The sequence below is a fragment of the Streptomyces sp. NPDC012835 genome, assembly GCF_042900885.1.
Lineage (GTDB): Bacteria > Actinomycetota > Actinomycetes > Streptomycetales > Streptomycetaceae > Streptomyces.
Genome location: NZ_JBIBBW010000005.1, coordinates 273,104 through 290,370, shown reverse-complemented (window position 1 = coordinate 290,370; position 17,267 = coordinate 273,104). Strand labels below are relative to the sequence as shown.

The 17,267-nt window shown below is 67.8% G+C and carries 21 protein-coding genes and 1 tRNA gene; 18 read left to right on the top strand and 4 right to left on the bottom strand.

Annotated features, from left to right (window positions below; all coding sequences use genetic code 11):
* Positions 1–28 precede the first annotated feature (28 nt).
* Complete coding sequence (locus ACFY6S_RS22725; RefSeq protein ID WP_388824399.1) at positions 29–376, top strand: hypothetical protein; 348 nt, start codon at positions 29–31, stop codon at positions 374–376.
* A gap of 815 nt (positions 377–1,191) precedes the next feature.
* Here the strand turns inward: ACFY6S_RS22725 and ACFY6S_RS22720 are convergent.
* The gene (locus tag ACFY6S_RS22720) at positions 1,192–1,404 is read right to left on the bottom strand and encodes a DUF397 domain-containing protein (protein ID WP_388824396.1); all 213 of its coding nucleotides are present in this window, start codon (positions 1,402–1,404) and stop codon (positions 1,192–1,194) included.
* Positions 1,404–2,222: a helix-turn-helix domain-containing protein gene (locus tag ACFY6S_RS22715; RefSeq protein ID WP_389462589.1), complete on the bottom strand. Its 819-nt coding sequence runs from the start codon at positions 2,220–2,222 to the stop codon at positions 1,404–1,406. Before ACFY6S_RS22715 ends, ACFY6S_RS22720 begins: the two co-directional genes overlap by 1 nt.
* 302 nt (positions 2,223–2,524) lie before the next feature.
* On the opposite strand from ACFY6S_RS22715, the gene ACFY6S_RS22710 reads away from it, so the two are divergent.
* The 6 genes from ACFY6S_RS22710 to ACFY6S_RS22685 all read left to right on the top strand — a co-directional run bounded on the left by ACFY6S_RS22710 (position 2,525) and on the right by ACFY6S_RS22685 (position 5,439).
* Complete coding sequence (locus ACFY6S_RS22710) at positions 2,525–3,037, top strand: hypothetical protein (RefSeq protein WP_388824390.1); 513 nt, start codon at positions 2,525–2,527, stop codon at positions 3,035–3,037.
* Between the two features lie 109 nt (positions 3,038–3,146).
* Positions 3,147–3,581: an ATP-binding protein gene (locus tag ACFY6S_RS22705; protein WP_388824387.1), complete on the top strand. Its 435-nt coding sequence runs from the start codon at positions 3,147–3,149 to the stop codon at positions 3,579–3,581.
* Entirely contained in the window at positions 3,578–3,970 is a 393-nt protein-coding gene (locus ACFY6S_RS22700) for a hypothetical protein (protein WP_388824385.1), read from the top strand. The genes ACFY6S_RS22705 and ACFY6S_RS22700 overlap by 4 nt, the downstream gene beginning before the upstream one ends.
* Positions 3,971–4,130: 160 nt before the next feature.
* Positions 4,131–4,589 carry a hypothetical protein gene (locus tag ACFY6S_RS22695; protein ID WP_388824382.1) on the top strand — a complete coding sequence of 153 codons (459 nt, stop codon included), beginning with the start codon at positions 4,131–4,133 and terminating at the stop codon, positions 4,587–4,589.
* On the top strand, positions 4,577–4,996 hold the full coding sequence (locus ACFY6S_RS22690) for a DUF6415 family natural product biosynthesis protein (protein WP_388824379.1): 420 nt from the start codon (positions 4,577–4,579) through the stop codon (positions 4,994–4,996). The genes ACFY6S_RS22695 and ACFY6S_RS22690 overlap by 13 nt, the downstream gene beginning before the upstream one ends.
* Positions 4,993–5,439, top strand: a complete 447-nt coding sequence (locus ACFY6S_RS22685; protein ID WP_388824376.1) for a DUF6082 family protein — start codon at positions 4,993–4,995, stop codon at positions 5,437–5,439. The genes ACFY6S_RS22690 and ACFY6S_RS22685 overlap by 4 nt, the downstream gene beginning before the upstream one ends.
* Before the next feature lie 264 nt (positions 5,440–5,703).
* Here the strand turns inward: ACFY6S_RS22685 and ACFY6S_RS22680 are convergent, their stop codons facing one another.
* A complete protein-coding gene (locus tag ACFY6S_RS22680) occupies positions 5,704–7,140 on the bottom strand; it encodes a Twin-arginine translocation pathway signal (RefSeq protein WP_388824373.1) in 1,437 nt (478 codons plus the stop codon).
* Positions 7,141–7,455: 315 nt separating this feature from the next.
* Here ACFY6S_RS22680 and ACFY6S_RS22675 point away from each other — a divergent pair, with 315 nt between their 5' ends.
* From ACFY6S_RS22675 to ACFY6S_RS22625, 11 genes are all read left to right on the top strand, one after another.
* The gene (locus tag ACFY6S_RS22675) at positions 7,456–8,094 is read left to right on the top strand and encodes an rRNA adenine N-6-methyltransferase family protein (RefSeq protein WP_388824370.1); all 639 of its coding nucleotides are present in this window, start codon (positions 7,456–7,458) and stop codon (positions 8,092–8,094) included.
* Between the two features lie 3 nt (positions 8,095–8,097).
* The gene (locus tag ACFY6S_RS22670; protein ID WP_388824368.1) at positions 8,098–9,285 is read left to right on the top strand and encodes a metallophosphoesterase; all 1,188 of its coding nucleotides are present in this window, start codon (positions 8,098–8,100) and stop codon (positions 9,283–9,285) included.
* The gene (locus ACFY6S_RS22665; RefSeq protein WP_388824365.1) at positions 9,285–10,106 is read left to right on the top strand and encodes a TauD/TfdA family dioxygenase; all 822 of its coding nucleotides are present in this window, start codon (positions 9,285–9,287) and stop codon (positions 10,104–10,106) included. Before ACFY6S_RS22670 ends, ACFY6S_RS22665 begins: the two co-directional genes overlap by 1 nt.
* A complete protein-coding gene (locus ACFY6S_RS22660) occupies positions 10,103–10,648 on the top strand; it encodes a deoxycytidine deaminase (RefSeq protein ID WP_388824362.1) in 546 nt (181 codons plus the stop codon). The genes ACFY6S_RS22665 and ACFY6S_RS22660 overlap by 4 nt, the downstream gene beginning before the upstream one ends.
* Positions 10,645–11,169: a dCTP deaminase gene (locus tag ACFY6S_RS22655; protein WP_388824359.1), complete on the top strand. Its 525-nt coding sequence runs from the start codon at positions 10,645–10,647 to the stop codon at positions 11,167–11,169. Before ACFY6S_RS22660 ends, ACFY6S_RS22655 begins: the two co-directional genes overlap by 4 nt.
* A 5-nt stretch (positions 11,170–11,174) precedes the next feature.
* Positions 11,175–11,891, top strand: coding sequence for a PIG-L deacetylase family protein (locus tag ACFY6S_RS22650; RefSeq protein ID WP_388824356.1), 717 nt, complete (start codon positions 11,175–11,177; stop codon positions 11,889–11,891).
* 3 nt (positions 11,892–11,894) lie between these two features.
* Complete coding sequence (locus ACFY6S_RS22645; protein WP_388824353.1) at positions 11,895–12,629, top strand: WbqC family protein; 735 nt, start codon at positions 11,895–11,897, stop codon at positions 12,627–12,629.
* Positions 12,626–13,735, top strand: coding sequence for a glycosyltransferase family 4 protein (locus tag ACFY6S_RS22640; protein ID WP_388824350.1), 1,110 nt, complete (start codon positions 12,626–12,628; stop codon positions 13,733–13,735). The genes ACFY6S_RS22645 and ACFY6S_RS22640 overlap by 4 nt, the downstream gene beginning before the upstream one ends.
* Entirely contained in the window at positions 13,728–15,380 is a 1,653-nt protein-coding gene (locus ACFY6S_RS22635) for a proline--tRNA ligase (protein ID WP_388824347.1), read from the top strand. Before ACFY6S_RS22640 ends, ACFY6S_RS22635 begins: the two co-directional genes overlap by 8 nt.
* A gap of 169 nt (positions 15,381–15,549) precedes the next feature.
* Positions 15,550–15,624, top strand: a tRNA-Thr gene (locus tag ACFY6S_RS22630).
* A gap of 32 nt (positions 15,625–15,656) precedes the next feature.
* Complete coding sequence (locus ACFY6S_RS22625) at positions 15,657–16,766, top strand: glycosyltransferase (protein ID WP_388824864.1); 1,110 nt, start codon at positions 15,657–15,659, stop codon at positions 16,764–16,766.
* A gap of 3 nt (positions 16,767–16,769) precedes the next feature.
* On the opposite strand, the gene ACFY6S_RS22620 is transcribed toward ACFY6S_RS22625, so the two are convergent.
* On the bottom strand, positions 16,770–17,159 hold the full coding sequence (locus ACFY6S_RS22620; protein WP_388824344.1) for an HIT domain-containing protein: 390 nt from the start codon (positions 17,157–17,159) through the stop codon (positions 16,770–16,772).
* Between the last annotated feature and the right edge of the window lie 108 nt (positions 17,160–17,267).

Here is a 17,267-nt window from a genome sequence, read left to right as displayed (position 1 = left end):
CGGTCCCTCGCCGTGGGATATCGGAGCCTTGACTGCTGAGCTGCTCGCACCGTTGCCCGCGTGGCTCGACGCCGTGTGCCGCTGGCTGAACCAGACCTACGCCTGGCTCCCGCAGCACGTCATACCTCCGTGCTGGACGGAGCACGAACATCTGGCGTACGAGATTGCGGCTCTGGCCTTCGCCCGAACCGACGCTTACGTGGAAGCCGGGTCCGTCGTGATCTGGCACGAGCAGTACGACCGATTCCTCAACCGCATGAACAACGTCCTCGGCAAGGCCGGTGACGAGTGTCGAGTCGGTCGGCACGACGCTCGCCCCGCTCGCTTCCAACTCGCTGCTTGGACCTCCGCCCCGGCGGCGTACACGCCCGAGTAACTGGGCACATCGTGACCAGTTACCTCGTTGTCTCGACCCGTGCGATCGGCATTCCCAGTTCACCTAGACGCTCAACAGCCCAAGCGACGGCCTCATCGAAGTGGGGCGCCTCTACCACGCAGGGGAACCGCGTGCCTTCTCCGTCCTCCTCCCAGCCGACCTGCCCCCCGGCAAGGGCGTCCGCATGGTCGAAACGGTCGGACTGCTCCTGCGTCGGTTCATCCTCGGGGTATAGAACGAACGACCACTCACGCACAGTTGCTGTGCCGGCGGGTGAACTCATCGATCTTCTTACCTTCCGTGCCCTGATTCGCCGGCGTGGACCACACCTTCGTGCTGGCCGAGCACGGGCAGCAGATTACGTATCCCCACCGGTGGCCATTCTGGTCTCGCTTGACCTTCAGACCAGTGCTCTCCGCCCGCCGCAGAGCCGCTTCGACATCCGGCTTCGGGTGCCGATCACCCTTCATACAGCAATCACCGTCATACATCCGCAACGACGGGCAGCGCAAAAGGACACGGAGCAAGGAACGGTCCCGCCTGGCCTACAGGCACCCCCGAAAGAGGCTCTGTGGCCAGCAACAGACCGGTGCCCAGTTCCGCGTGTACAGGAAACCCCCCTCGTAGGAAGCGGCGGGACACTCACTTCCCACAGGCACGAGCAACCACTTGGCGGCCCCTCGTGCCGCCTTTTCGCTACTGATCACGCAGGGTACGCTCCACGCAACCATAGGTACGGCCGCACGAGAAGGCTCGCCTCCCCCCGCACTGGCCGTGGGGGGAGGCGAGCCCTTTCGATCGGTGCGTCGTACGGGTTAGACCTCGAACTTTGACGCGAAGTGAGCGAAGGCGGCGAACTCGGCAGCGGCGAAGGTCAGCGTAGAACCGTCAGGGCTCTTGGAGTCCCGCACATGGACTGCGCTGGTGGTCTCGGCGATCTCCAGGCATTGCCCTTGCTCTCCGCCGCTGTAGGACGACTTTCGCCAGGTCAGGCCAGTCTTCTTGTCGATGTAGCTGTAACCGGTCATCAGAACTTCTCCTCAAGGTGAGCGTTGATGAGATCCCGCGACTTGTCCGCGGGAAGAGCAAGCTCGGCGATCTTCTCGAACATGACGGAGAGGTCGCTCACTTCGGTTGGGTCGTCCAAGAAGTTGCCGCCCAAGGAGTTGTCGATGGAGATGGTCACGGGCCAGGGGTGGCGGAAGCTCATGACGGTCATGGCTTGGTTCGCTGCCGCGTAGGCGGGGACGTCCGCAGGGACGATCTGGATGGTGATGTTGGGTTGCTCGGCGTCGTCGGCCAGCTTGCGAAGTTGCTCCTTCATCACCCCCGGAGCGCTGGGGAAGCGGTGCAGGAGCGCGGCCTCGGAGATCAGCGCGTGAAGGTGGACCGCGCCTCCGGGGCGATGAAGGACTTCCTGACGCGCCATGCGGATGGCGCTCAGCATGTCTGACCGGTCTCGATTGTCCGGGTGAAGCGGGCTGTTGAAGATCTCCCTGACGTATCCAGGCGCCTGAAGCAGGCCAGGGATGATCGAAGGGTGCTGAACTTGGATCTTCTTCGACTTCGACTCCAGGATGATGAAGTCGAGTAGGGCGTCGGAGATTTGCCCCACGTACGCGGCCCACCAGCCGGCGCCCGGCGCCTCGTTGGAGGCTGCCGCCATCTCGTGGACCGCTTCCTCGTCGTCGTGGATGCCATACGTCTCCAGCATCTTGCGGATGTCGTCGACGGCAACTCTGTAGATGCCCCGCTCGATACGCCCTTGCCGCGTGGAGTCCCAGCCGAGTTGCTTGGCGGCTGCGCCGGGTGCCAGGCCCGCACGTTCACGGTAATCGCGCAGCACACTACCAACGCGACGTCTCATGACAGGCGGAGGGAGCTTCTTTTGAGTCATGGGTAGCAGTCTGTCAGTCACGAGGAGCATTGGCGATAAAACAACAGTTCTGGTCTTTCGAGAATCTGGTGCTCGATATTGCGCAGCGACGCTCGATGGGAGCATGCTGGTGTCCATGAGGTGGCGCACAGTCATTTCATGATCACTTAGTGACGTGCGGTCGCTCGTCGGTGTGGCTTCCCCTGCCCAGTTGCGGAAGGCCACGTCACCGCATGAGGCGAACGCATCCTCCGACGAAGCCGAGGCCAGTAATGCGCCAGAGCATCACCGCCCACAGGACCCCTGACTGGATGGACGCCGAGCGCGAGCGCGACGTGGAGTGGAACCCGGGCAAATTCCCGGTCGAGCCCGACCCCATAGCGCGGCTCGCTGCTTTACGGTCTGACAACCTCCGGCGAGTGGTCGCCCAGGTCCGGGCCAAGGGCCGGGCGCCTCGGGTGTGCCGGTACGCGCTGCGCATCGACGGCCACTGGCCTTCCACCTCCCTGGCCGCGGCTACCGCCTTTGCGGTGCGCCAAGCCTGGCAGGTCGGTGAGGAACAGACCTTCACGGACCCCCATGGCGCGGCGTCCCCTGGTACGCGTACGGGCTGGTGCCTCGTGCGGAAGCAGATTCAGGCGGGATACGCGGACGGCGTCGTGGTCGTGACCACCGGTGTCATCAGCCCTCACACCGACGAGTACGAGGAGGAGCTGCACTGGTTCGAGCTGCGCCGTGCGTTCGTCGCCGTGGTCGCCCCGGCCGTCCATGCGGGGCGACAGTGACGCCCCCGGCGGTAGTCAGCAGCCGTGCCGCCCTACGGCCGAGCCTCGCGGCAGAAACGGAACGACGGCGCACGCGGCTCTCTCACACCGTCCAACTGGGAGGCCCCCGATGAGCCCTGCAACCGCCGTCGCATTGCTCTCGACAAAGCCGAAGACGCCGAGGTCACGTGCCTTCGAGGTAGCCATGACACCGGACCGGGTTCGTGTGGCCCAGATACGCCGCATCGCCGTCGCGCACATGCGGCTGTGGGCCGTACCCACACCGATGGCGGAGGAGGCGCGGCTGGTCGTTTCCGAGCTGGTTACGAATGCCATTGAGCACGGCCGGGGAGCCGTCCTCCTACGGATGCGGCACACCGACGACAAACTCCGGATCGAGGTCACCGACGAGAATCCGGCCCACGCCCAGCTTCAGGAGGCTGATCGCGAAGACCTGTGTGGCCGAGGTCTGTTCCTCGTCGCGTCTCTGGCTGATGTGTGGGGCGTCAGCGGCAACGGCCGCACCACCTGGGCCGCCTTCAGCCTGGCCAGGGGTACGGGGTGACCACCGTCATGCACGAGACCTCACGGAACGGTGACTTCGCCAACGACGATGCGACGGCCGGCAGGGTCTTCTTCGGCCTGCTGCGCTTCCTCGCCGCCGAGGCGGTCACCGACGAGCTGTACGACGACCTGGAGACCGTTCTCGGCGAATTCGCCGTCCGCCCTTCCTCCACCGAAGGGGCAGCCATCGCGGACCGGATGAGGGTGACGGCAACCAAGCTCGTGGATGTGGTCCCGCGCCTCATCAAGCCTTACCCCGTAGCCCAGTTGCGCGCTGTGATCGACCTGAGCGCCGAGCAGCCCGCCCTCGAAGACGCACACAGTCACCTCGTGCGCTTCGCAAGCTCCATCCTCACGCTCCTCGACCAGATGGGAGACGTCGCCTCATGACGCGCCTTCACTTCACAGGCGTCGGAGCGCTGCGCAGGGAGCAACGCCGACAGCAGCCGATCCCAGCCCTACACCGTCGGGTGGCCGTCGATGAGTTGCGGTTCGCCGCATTGTGCCAGCGGATCACCCGCACAATCAGGGGAGTTAAGCAGTGACCCGCATGATCATCGCGACGGTTCTTCTCGCGCCCCGAGAGCGACAGGTTCTTGAGGGCCTGTCTGTCGGCAGCACGCTTGCCGAGGTCGCGCTCAACCTCAAGATCCGCGAAGGCACCGCAGCGGGTTACCTCAAGATGGCGAAGAACAAGCTGCACGGCGTGAGCGAAACCCCCGCCGCCGTCGCCGTCGGCTACGCCACCAGAGCCCTCACGCATCCGCCCCTGCTCGACCCCGAGACGCTGTACTTGCCGCGCGAACAACGCGACCTCATCCCGCTGATCGCGCGGGGCATGGGGCCCGCCCAGATGGCCACGGAGCTGAACCAACCGGTCACCGCAGTACGAGCGGACGGCCGCGGACTCCTCACGAACCTCGGTGCCCGAAACCGGACCCACCTGATCACCCGCGCGTGGCAAGTCCAGATCCTCACCTCCGACCTGGTGGCCGAATGGCTCCGCTGACCCCCGCTGTGCCGGACGAGGTCGAGATCCTGGCGAAAGTCGACATGACGCTCGCCCGGAACCTGGAAGGCCCCGACCTCCCGGCCGTCGACATCTCGCTCGCCGAGGTCGAGCAGTTCATCGCATACGGCCGGACCCTCGCCGACGAATTGCGCACGCTGGTCCTCAGCATCTCTGCGGACTCGGACGCCTGGATCAGCGCGCAGGCCACCCTCAGCGAATCCGTCCGACGGCTCCACCTCGCGCCCCCGCCCGGCACGCCACACGCAGCCGCGCGTCGGGCGCAGAACCTCGCCCGCCTCGTCAAGGGGCTGCTGCGCTCAGCCGGACGGGTCACCAAGGAACAGACGCACACCACGCACCCTCAACTGCGACACGCCACGACAAGAAGGCAGGGCTCTTCATGAAGACCTCCCACTCTGTGCTCCTCGCTTCGATGGTCGGGGCCGCTGGGCTCTGGCTGTCCGAGCGGCAGAACCGCCGGCGGCTCGCGCTGCACGCCGAGGAGATGCACCAGGCGTGGATCGCCGAGCTGGCCCAGAAACCCGAGTTGCAGACGGTCTGGACGCCGTCGGGCAGCGAACTGCCCGACGGCGAGTACACGAACCACCTGCACGCCAACCGGCTGATCAGTTTCCTGTCGGTGAAGTTCCGCGCGGGCCTGCTCGACAAGCAGTCGCTGCGGGCGCAGGCGAAGTGGCTCATGGAACGTGACATCGCCCGCGCCTACTGGAAGAAGTTCGGCGGTTTCCGGGAGGAAGAGGCACGCGACCGTACGGACCGCGTGTTCAACTCGATCTTGGACGACGAGTACGCCGTCCTCGCGGACGACGACCCTGTGGCTGCCTGACATCCCCGCCCCTCAGTTCCGAGCGGGACCACGACCAGGGAACTTGGCGCGGGCATCTCCCGTGCGCAGCCACATGGACAGCAACTCCGAGAAGCGATCGGCGCCGTGCCTCGTGCCCCGAGCAGCACGCACACCAGTGGATGCCCCGAAGGCGGAAGCGGATCGCCGTCCCTGTCCACCACAGCCGTACGACGTGGAGTGGTGATCACGATGAATCAGCAGGTAGCACGCTCCCAATGCGCCCCGTCGGCGATTCCCGTCACGTCAGGCGCTCACGGCTCCGCCGTGAACGTCGATGGAGGGCGGCAGGGTGCGTACTCGCTCCCGCAGATCCTCGACTCCGGCCGCTCCGGTTCCGGCGAGGGTGGAGTCGAGCTGTGCGAGGCGGGCGCGGGATGTGGAACGCAGGCGGGCTGCGGGGACGCTGGTCAGGACATCCACCGCGCGCTGTGCGGCGTCGGAAGGCTGGGTGGTGGCCTCGGCCTGGGCCATGACCAGGGCGGCAGCAGCCCAGCTCGGGGTTCCTTTGGTGGCCACGCTCAGGGACTTCTCGGCGCAGGCCATCGCGTGTTCCGCCCGTCCCAGGGTGCGCTGAGCCTCCGCCTCATGGAGGGAGTGCTCGGCATGGTCGTATCCGAACCGCCCGGGTGCCCAGCCCTGTGCATCGGCCTCCAGCTCCCGGGTCGCCTCGGCGACGGCTGCGTCGGCGTCCCGTTCCCTCCCCAGCGCGGCGAGGGAGGGAAGCCGCGCCCAAGCGTGCAGTTGGGCACGGGGCAGTCCGGATGGCGCGCAGGCCACGCCGCGTTCAGCGTGGGCCAGAGCGGTGGTGTGGTGACCGGACGCGCGCGCGACCATCGCCTGGGCGCCCCAGGACCATGCCGTCAGACGGGCGTCGCCAGTACGTTCGCCGTACGTGACGGCGGCGGCGAGGTGGACACGCGCTCCGGTGGGGTCGCCGAGGTGGAAGGCGAGGTTGCCCAGCAACGCGGAGAGCCAGCCGACGCTCCGCCGCAGTTCGATGCCGACTGGTTCCGGTGCCGGGGTACTGGTGAGGGCCTGCCTCAGCAGCCCACGGGCTCCGTGCACTTCGGCGAAGAGCACGTGTGGCGGGTGCTTGCTGTAACCGAGGGCGTAGTGCTCGATGGCGGCCTCGGCCAAGTCCACGACCGTGGGGCTGCCCGCGGGGTCGGCGAGCAGGGCGAGGTGCAGAGAGTCCCGGACGGCCGGCAGACCGGCAGAGGTCGTCATGGTCACCATGCTTTCCCGTGCGGGAAGGTCGCACGCTTGAAGCCCCGGGGCACTGTATCCAGTGAACTGCCCCCGCCCGAACCCTTCGCCGCCAGTGGCGCGATCGAGCCCCAGTTGTTCGGGCCGGGCCCGATAGACCGCGCACAGCGCCTCGGCGTACTCCGGTCCTGGCCACTCGTACGGCCGGTGCTCCCACCGGCAGAGCATCGACTCCGACAGACCCGGGGGCAGCAACCCGCGGGACCGGTAGAGCGCGCCGACCCGTTCGACCGTACGGGAGCGAGGCCAGCCCAGGGCCAGACGCCATGCCTCCAGCGACCGCACCTCGGGCAGTTCGGCTCGGATCGATTCAGCTGTCTGCTCGACTCCTCGCCCGCTGTGCTGGCACCGGGCCCGGATCTCGGTGGCGGTCTTCTTGATGGCGGCGCGACGCGATCGACTGATCGTAATCATCTATGCACCCCTGGCGATGAGGCTGACTGTGCGTCACGGTATCCGAGGTGCCGCCCCGAGGGGAGGGTGCCCGGCCCCGGGCCGTACCGACATTGCGGGTTGCCCGCAATACGTGCGGCCAACGGTGGCAATGACTCGGCCCTCCCACCCGCACGACGATGGGCTGTGGTCGGTGCGGTGGCCGTACGCCGAAGCCCGTACCGGCACCATCCGTCGATGTCCCGTACGTACCGCCCGGTTACGCCATGCCTGTTCGATCGTCCCTTCTCCGATGGGAGCGACCTCCGTGACCGCCTTACCCCAGAACCTGAAGGGATGGCCGTGCGCATGACACAACCTCTCACCGATGAGCAGGCTCGCTTTCCGCTGGCCGGCGATGGTCTGGCCGCCGCCGACCGTCTCGCGCAGGCCGGCTTCGATGCCCGCGCCGACCTCGGCCAGCACTTCCTGCGATCGAAAGAGGCGGCGCACCGGCTCCTGGAGTGCGCCGAGCTGCCTGCGGGCGGGCAGGTTCTGGAGGTCGGGGCGGGGCTGGGCACGCTCTCCGGCACCGTGGCCGAGACGGGCCGTCGGATCTGGGCAGTGGAGAAGGACCGGCGGCTGGGAGGCATCCTTCAGGACGCACTGCGGGTTTTCGGCCCTCGGGCGCGCGTCAGCATCTCGGACGTTCGCGAGGTGGACCTCGACGGAGGCCTCGAATCCGGCAGTGTCCTCCTGTCGATCATGCCGTTCGACTGGGAACTGTCGGCCGCGCTCACCCGGCACGTATTCGCCTCCACACCGAAGGTGGTACGCGGGCTCGTGGTCGTGCCGAGCCGGACGCTGGACCAGTACCAGGCAGCGGGACAGGAAACGGGAGCGCTGCGGCTGCGGGAGGTCGACGGGATCTCACGTGCCGAGTTCTGGCCGAAGGCGCCTGGGGCACTGCGCGTCGTGTCCGTCGAGAGGGGCTGACCGATGGACATCCCGCCACTGATCGTCACGAACGACTTCCACTCCAGCGTGCCTCAGGGACGCGCCCTGCTGGCCGCCGTACGCGAGCACCGGACCCGTGGTGCCTGGGTCGTGGACGCCGGGGACTTCTTCGGCGGCAACGCCTTCCACGAGTTCTCCGCCGGAAGGATCGAGGAACGACTCCTCGCCGAGCTGTACGACGCGGTCGTGCCGGGTAACCACGACTTCGCCGATCTGATGCGGCTGGAGAACCCGGACCGGTTCCCGCCGGTGGTGTGCGCGAACCTGCGTCCACCGCAAGGGTTCGCGGGCCGCTGGGAAAGCGGTCTGCTGCTTCCGGAGCGCGGGCTGCGGGTGGGCGTCGTCGGGTACCTGGGCCGGCAGGCGTACGAGGCTGTCCCCGCTCGGGAGCGCGACGGGTTCGACTTCACGGATCCGACAGCTGACCTGATCGCGGCCGAGCGGGACCGGCTGCTGTCCGCCGGGGCCGACATCGTGATCGGGATGAGCCATAGCGGCTTCGCCCTCGACGTCACCGATCAGGAGAACGGCTGGCCGCTTCCCCTGGTCCTGTCCGGGCACTGCCACAGCACCTGGTACCAGTGGGCGTCCAACGGTCGGCATGTCGTCAAGGCGCCGGAAACCGGCGGGGGGCTTCTCCGCCTCCGTCTTGATCGTCACGGTGACCATCACTTCTCCGTCGAGACCGTCTCGGCCGCGCCTCACGCGGTGGTTCTCGGCGGCGTCGAGGAAGCGCTGTCTCATTACGCGGCCTGGGGAGCTGAGCAGATCGGCAATCTGCCCGCGCCGCTTCCGGACCGCAGGAGTGTCGCGCGCCTGCTGGCCCAACGGGCCCAGGCTGTCACCGGTGCAGGCGCCTTCGTCCTGAGCCTGTGGACCCTGCGGGACGGGCTGCCGCAGGCCGTCACCCGCCGGTCCCTCATGGACTGCGCCCCTTTCGACGCCGAACTTGTCCTCCTGGACGGCGAGCACCGTACGGAAGCCGTCGAGGGACAGGCCCGACTGCTCGGCGAGGAACCCGTCACGGCCGTGCGGGAATCGACTTCGGCCTCCGCGTACTCGCTCGTGACCACGGGCTATCTCGCCCAACGGCTGGGCCTCGCGTCCCGGCCCGTCGTCCCGCCGCGCACGCTGCGCGGCATCCTCACCGATCTCGTTACGGAGTCCTGATGAGCGACGTGCTGGCCCTGGAGGGGCACGACCTGGTGTACGGCCCCACCGCACCCCGCGAGTTCGCGAACCGTCTCACCGGCGAAGGCGACGGACGAGCGGTGGTCTTGTTCCCTCAGAACACAGATCATCGCCGCAACCTCGAACTGAGCCTCGGACTGCTGTCAGCGCTGGGCCCGGTGCTGAGTGTGTACCCGGCCGACGGTTGCTGGAGCCACCTGGAGGTACGTACCGACGCCGACCCCGCCCGGACGCATGGCGTCGGAGAGAACCGGCTCCACGTCGACTTGGTGGACCGCGAGCTGAGCCCGCGCTACATCGCCCTGTACTGCGTCCGCGAAGACCCCCGGGGCGGGGGCGCGTCGGCCCTTTCAGATCTGTGGGCCGCCGCCGGTGAGCTGAGGGTCGCCGACCGGGAACTGCTGGCCCGGCCGGTGTTCTCGTACTGGGCCGATCAGGACGTACACGGCGTCGGCGAGAGCCTGCCCCGGTTCGCCGTCCTGCCCGAGCGGATCGACTCCGGCCAGCCGATCCGCTTCACCAGCAAGATGCTCCCCCACCTCCGGCGAGGTGACCTCGTCGAAGGCGACAGCAGCACCATCCCCTTCATCGCCGATGCGTTCAACCGGCTGGTCGATGCCGCCCACCGGCACCGCACCACCATCCGGCTGTCCCTGGGGCAGTTGCTCGTCTTCGACCAGTGGCGCTACGCGCACGGCCGGATGCCGCTTGGACCGGGGCAGGAAGGAGTTGCCGCCGTACAACGGCGTCTGCTCAAGCAGAGCTACGTGGGACACGTCACCACCGGGGGCGACCAGTGATCCTCACCGGCTCAGCCATCCAGAAGGCCGTCGCTCGCGGGGACGTCATCATCGACCCGTTCGACGAGAGCCTGATCAATCCCAACAGCTACAACTACCGCCTCGGCGAGGTGCTGAAAGTTGCCGTCGGGGCTCCGGCCGACCCCCGCGAAGAAACAACGCTGGAGACCATCCGGATCCCGGCCGGCGGGTACGAACTGCAACCGCGCACGGTCTATCTCGGCGCGACAATCGAGCGGATCGGCAGCCCCCGCTACGTGCCGAGCCTCATCGGCCGGTCCTCACTCGGACGCCTCGGCTGCTTTCTCCAGATCTCCGCCGACCTCGGACAGCTCGGGGCTGTCCACCGGTGGACGCTGGAGATCGTCGTCGTCCAGCCCCTCACCATCTATCCCGGGATGCGCGTGGGCCAGGTGTCCTTCTGGGACAGAGCTGGCGCCGCGATGCCCTACCTCGGCCACTACGGCAGGCTCAGCGACCCGTCCCCCTGCTCTCCACGTGCGGTGGCCGGCGTCCCGGTACGAGAGGAGAGCGCGGCGTGATCCTCACCGGGCCCGAGATCCACGCCAGGGTCAAGAGCGGGGAAATCGAGATCTCGCCGTTCGCCCCCGCCTTTCTCAGCCCCAACAGTTACGACTTCCACCTCGGCGACACCATCGGCTGGTACGCAAACAAGTCCCTCGACTGCGCCCGGGACAACCACTTCGAGTCCCACACGATCCCGCCCGAGGGCATGGTCCTCGCCTCGGACCGGATCTACCTCGCCGCCACCGCGGAGCGCATCGGCAGCGACCACTTCGTACCGATCATCCGTGCTCGCTCCTCCGTGGCCAGGCTCGGACTGTTCATCCACGTCACCGCCGACCTGATCGACATCGGCTCGCACAACCGCCTCACACTTCAACTGCACGCGGTGCAACCCGTGAGGATCTACCCGAACTTGAGAATCGGGCAGGTCACATTCTGGACGGTCGAAGGCGACATCGTCCTGTACGACGGCAAGTACCAGGGCGCCGAGAAAGCCATGCCCTCCCAGATCCACCGCGACTTCGAGGGGCGGTGACCCTGGTGCCCCTCACGACGCGCCCGGGCGTCGCAGAACGTGTGGTGGCGGTGGTGGCGCACCCCGACGACGCCGAACTGCTGGCCTACGGCACCCTGCGCCGCTACCGGCAGCTCGGCGCCGATGTCACCGTACTGATGGCGACCCACGGCGCCAACGGCGTCTCACTCACCGACATGGCCCACGGTATCCGTCTCACCGAGGACGTACGTGTACGCGAGACACGAGCAGCCTGGGACGGCACGGGCGTCCGGGTAACCTGCCTCGGCCTGGCAGACGGAGCGCTACGCCCCGACCGTGGCTTGATCTCGGCCGTCGAGGGTGAACTCGTACGCCTGGGCTGCACGACCCTGATCACCCACAGCCCGCACGCGGACAACGACCATCAGGACCACCTCGCAATCGCGGCGGCGACCGCCAACGCCGCCACCCGCGTGCCGTCCTGCCGCACCGTTCTCTACGGCGAACCACACGCCCCGCGCAGTGGCTTCTCCCCGACCGTCCTCGTCGACATCACCGCTTTCCTCGACAACAAGGTCAAAGCGCTGGCCAGGCACGAGACACAAGGAGGCCGCTGGTATCTGGGCGCGGCCTACACCCGGCAGCGCGCCGCCGCCGCAGGCTGGCGGCTGCGGCCCTCCGATGCTGCGGCGGGCCGCGCGTTCGAGGCGTTCGAGACACCCCTGCTCACCCTGCCGCACCCCTCACTGGGAGAGGAGTAGCCCGTGATCTATATCGAGCAGCCGCCGTTCCTTCCGTGGCTGGGCTTCTGCGAGGCCCTGCTCGCCTGCTCCAGCGTCGCGCTGTACGACGACGTCGCCTTCACACAGGGCGGATGGCAGAACCGTAACCGCGTCAAAACAGCCAACGGTCCCGCCTGGCTCAGCGTCCCCGTCTCCCGCTCCACCGGGCAGCTCATCCACGACACGCGGATCGCCGAGGGCTTCGACACGGCGAGCATGCTCAAGGCGCTGCGCCTGGCCTACGGACGCAGCCGGTACGCCGATGAAGCCCTCCAGGCCATCGAACCGCCCCTGTCTGCCGGCCATCGCTGGCTGGCCGACCTGAACACCGACCTCGTGACACAGATCGCGCTCGCGCTCGGCTCCCGCGCCTCCCTGCTCCTCACATCCCGGATGCCCCCGGCGAAAGCCGATGGCAAGACCGCGCGCTTGGCCCACATCTGCGCCACCGCCGGGGAGCGAGAGCTATGGGCTGGTTCGGGCACGCGGCAGTACCTCGACACCACGGCGCTCGCCGAGCACGGAATCACCGTCAGCTGGAACGAGTTCACCGGCCGCCACCCGCGCTATGCACAGGCGTGGCCCAAGCAAGGCTTCGAGCCGGGTCTGTCGGTTATCGACGCGGCCTGCGCGATCGGCTGGGCCGGAGTGGCGGCCATGCTCCGCAGCGGCCTGCACATCTACCGCCCCACCGCACCCACGGGAGAAACTCGATGACGCGACCACGCATCATGACCGGCATCGACCTGCCCTTGGAACCTTCCTGCGGCTCCACCATCTGGTGCAGCGACGTCTACGGACGGCTCGCGCCCGACTTCCACAGCACGTTCCTGGGCCTGCCCGGCTCCGGTGTATGGCAGCCCTCCTTCGAAGAGACCATCACCCTCAGCGCGGAGAAGCAGCCGTACGGTCCGCACTTCCCCCGGTACGCCGACGAACTGACCGGGGAGGTCGCGCGGCTCCTGCACCACCATCGCCCCGACCTCATCCACGCCCAGCACCTGGGCTTCGGGCTCGCGCTGGCCCTCTCCCGCGCTGCGGGCAACACCCCGATCATCTGCCTCGCACACGGCACCGACGTGATCGCCGCCGCCGAGAATGAGCAGGCCCGCGACGCGCTGATCGAGATCGTGACGGCCAGTACGGCCGTCGCCGTACCGAACACCGCGATGGCCGACCAGGTGAACGCCCTCACCCAGGGGCAGTTCAGCGACCGACTGATCACCATTCCTTGGGGCATCCCGCTGCCGGACAACCCCACCACCCGACCCGGCGACGAGCACCGGCTACGGCTGCTGCACGCCGGACGCCTCGACGCGAACAAGTCCACCATCACCGCCATCGAAGCCATGGCGCTCACCGCCGCCGAGCATCACCTCACCATCATCGGCAGCGGCAGCGAACTGCGCGCTCTCACAGCCCGGACCGTCGACCTCGGTCTCACCCACCGGGTCCGATTCGAGCCGTTCATGCCCCGTGAAGAACTGTGGCAGCGCTTCGCCGGCTTCGACGCGTTCCTCTTCACCACCAAGCAGTTGGAGGCGTTCGGCCTGGTCGCGGTCGAGGCCCAGGCCCACGGGCTCCCCGTTCTCTACAGCGACCTGCCCGGCCTGCGCCACACGCTCGGCGTCGGGGCCCTGGCCTTCCCGCCGGGCGACGCCGCCGCCCTGGCCTCGCGCGTCGACCAGCTCGCCCAGGACCCGCGACTCCGCTCCACCCTGAGCTGCGCCGCAACGGCCGGCGCCCGCCGCCACGACATCTCCGTGACCACCGCGAGCCTGTGCGACCTGTCGAAGAGCGTGATCGGAGCCGCGTGTGTCTGACATCCCGCTGTACGCCAGCCGCCTGTGGCCCCCGGTACGCCGCCGCGCCGCCGACGCGACCGCGTCCACCATGGACCTGCTCGAATCACTCGGCTACGTCGGCAAGACCGATGCCACCGGCGTGTTCACCCAGCTGCCGCTCGGGCTGCGCGTCCACGACCGGCTCACCCGGATCGCCCGTACCGCCTTCGAGGAACGCGGCGCGAACACCGTCGCCTTCCCCACCCTGCAAAGCCGCGCGCTGTGGGAGCAGTCGGGCCGCTGGGCCGCCTACCAAGCAGAGGGCGCGCTGCTGACGGCCACGAGCAGGAGTGGCGAGCAGATGTGTCTGGCCCCGACCTCCGAGGAGATCGCGACGGCGACCGTGCGCGAGTACCTGCGCTCACACCGCGATCTCCCGGTCCGGCTGTTCCTCAGCACCTCCAAGTACCGGGACGAGATCGCGCCGCGCGGCGGGCTGATGCGGGGGCGCGAGTTCACCATGGCGGACGCCTACACCTTCGACACCACACCCGATGCCATGCGCGCCTCGGTCGGCCTCCTCAACGACGCCTGCCGAGCCGCCCTCCTGGGTATGGGCCTGACCGGGGTCTTCCAGGCTGCCGCCGACGGCGGCAGCATCTCGGCCGGCCCGACCACCGAGCACCTGGTCCTCGGCGACACCGGGCAGAGCACCCTCCTGGTCTGCGACCACTGCGGCCGCCGTGGCGACAACGCCGTCGTGCGCGCACGGCCGGTCCCGCAGAGCGACCCGGTCGTCAACGTCATCGCCTTCGCACTGACCGCGCATGACGGCTCGACCAATCCGGCCGCCGTGGCGATCCGCTCTGACCTCCAGGTCAGCCCCCGCAAACTGGCCGCCGCCACCGGCGCTGCCCGCGTCGACCTCCTGGATCCAGCCCGACTGCCCGAGTTGTTCGGCAAGGAGGCCGGCACTCTCACCCCCTGGGACTGCACCGGAACGACCGCCCTCTTCGACACCTCCGTCGCGCACCTGAATGCCTTCACCATCTCGGATGGCGCCGACGGTCTGCGCCACAACGTGGCCTGGTCGGGAACGGTTGGACTGGAAGCCCTCTCGCCCACCGCCCACGACCTCCATCGCGCCGCCCCGAGCATGGGGTGCGGCCACTGCGAGGACGGGCACTACGGCGAGGCCCGTGCCATTGAGGTCGCCCACGTCTTCGAACTCGGCACCCAGTACGCCGCCCCGATGAACCTGTCCTTCACCGACGAACACGGCGCCGCGCGCACCCCGTACATGGCCTGCTCCGGCATCGGCATCACCCGCTGCCTCCAGACCCTCGCCGACCTCCAACGCGACAAGGACGGCCTCCGCTGGAAACCCGGAACCGGGCCTGCCGACCTCCACATCGTTGTCCTGCGCCCCGACCTGCCCACCATGCGCGAACGCACCGACCACGTCGTACGGCACCTACGGAACCGCGGCGCCGCCCTGTTCATCGACGACCGCCCCGAACCGGCCGGCGAGAAGTTCCGCTACGCCAACCTCCTCGGCCTCCCGCACTCTCTGGTCCTCTCTCCCCAACAGGACGGCGACGAGGTGGAACTCATCGACCGGTGGACCTCCCGGACCCGCAGGACATCAATCAGCCAAATACCGGACACCTGGAACCTGCACTGAACTCGTCGCACATCACCGGTCAGCAATTACCGCCCGGCGCCAGAATCAGCCTGCCATAAACAATAAATAGCAGGGCCGGAACCGGGAAGAGAAGCGACCAGAACGCATCGCCGATACTGATCGCGATATTGACCGCCACTCCCTTTATCCCTAGCCTCGGAACCGTCAACGGGTCGTAGCTCAAGGGTAGGAGCACGGCATAAGTGTTGCCGAGGAGCTGGTTCGAATCCAGCCGACCCGACCAGAAGAACGATCACGTCGACCAGTGCGGTGCAGATGAAAATCGGAATTACTGGAGGCGGCAGCGCCGGACACGTCGTCCCCGCCCTTGCCGTAGCAGCCCGACTCGCCGAACGCGGCGCTAAAGAGATCGTATTCTTCGGACGCCCCGGCAGCATCGAACACGAACACGCCGAGAAAGCCGGAATCCCGTTCTGCCCCGTCCCCTCCGCAGGCCTGAAACGCTACGGCTCGTGGAGCAACCTACTGATGCCCGTCACCGTATTGCGCGGCATCGGCGCCGCAGTAAGGGCTATGAGAAGCGAACGCCCCGACGCCCTGTTCTCGAAGGGCTCGTACGTCTCCGTGCCTGTCGGCATCGCCGCCTGGCTCTGCCGAGTCCCGATCGTTGTCCATGAGTCCGACCGCTCCCTCGGCCTCGCCAACAAGATCGTCGCCCGGATGGCCACCCGCGTCTGCCTGTCTGTCGAAGCCCCAGCCGGCGCACCGCGATGGCTTGCCCGTAAAACCACCGTCACCGGCCTGCCCCTGCGCCGCGACCTCGTCACCGGCAAACCGGAAAGGCTGCGCGAGCAACTCGGCATCCCTACCAACGCACCGGTCCTGCTGATCTTCTGCGGCAGCAGCGGATCTCAGCGCATCAACGACGCCGTACAGAGCCAACTCGACGCCCTGTGCGCGCGCTTCGCGGTCGTACACGTACGAGGGAATGGCAACCTCACGCCCGCCCTCCAGGACGTACCGAGGTACTGGCAACTGGAGTACCTGCACGACGAGATGGCCGACGCGCTGTGGCTCGCCGACCTGGTGATCGGCCGCGCTGGTGCAACGACGCTCGCGGAGCTCGAAGCGCTCGGCAAACGCGCTGTACTCATCCCGCTGCCCGCGACCGTCAGCCGCGGCGACCAGCTCGACAACGCCGCCGCCTACGCACGGCGGCACCCGGGACAGTGCATCGTGATCCCCGACAACGAGGATCTGCGGGATGGAACGTCACTGGCCAAGGCATGCATGGAGTTGTCCGCCGGCCTCACCCAGGCCGCCCACACGCGCCCTGACTCAGCGGCCCTCCACGGAGCCTCCGACCTGATCGCACGGGAGACCGTCGCCTCCGCCAAACCGAGGCGTATCCGTCGCGACGGATAGGACTCAGTCGTCGTGGTGCCCATACATCGCGAGGATCTGTTCGTCGGACTCGCCACGGTGGTACACGTGGAAATGCAGATGCTGCGACTCCTGATACAACCCGACATTCGTCGTCACAGAGGCCGCACCATGCTCCTCTTTCACCTGCGCGGCCACTTCCCCCACAACCGCCATGATCTTCGCAAGCAGTCCCTCGCCACCGTCTCCGAGATCAATCAGCGACGGCGTGTGCTTCTTCGGCACCACCACAATGTGCACCGGGTACGAGGGGTTGGTGTGCTCGAACGCAAGCACATCGTCGGTCTCCGCCACCACCTTGATCGGCACAAGTCCCGGGATGGCTTGGTGGCAGTAGAAGTCCGAGGCCGAAGGAGCCACAGCAGCAGTTGTCACAGTAAGTAACTTTCCGTGTCGGGCGGTAATACCGGCGCCACACTACCGCCTCGCCTCACTCAGCCCTGCCCAGGCTCCAGAGAATCGCGCGCGATGGATTCCGGTGCC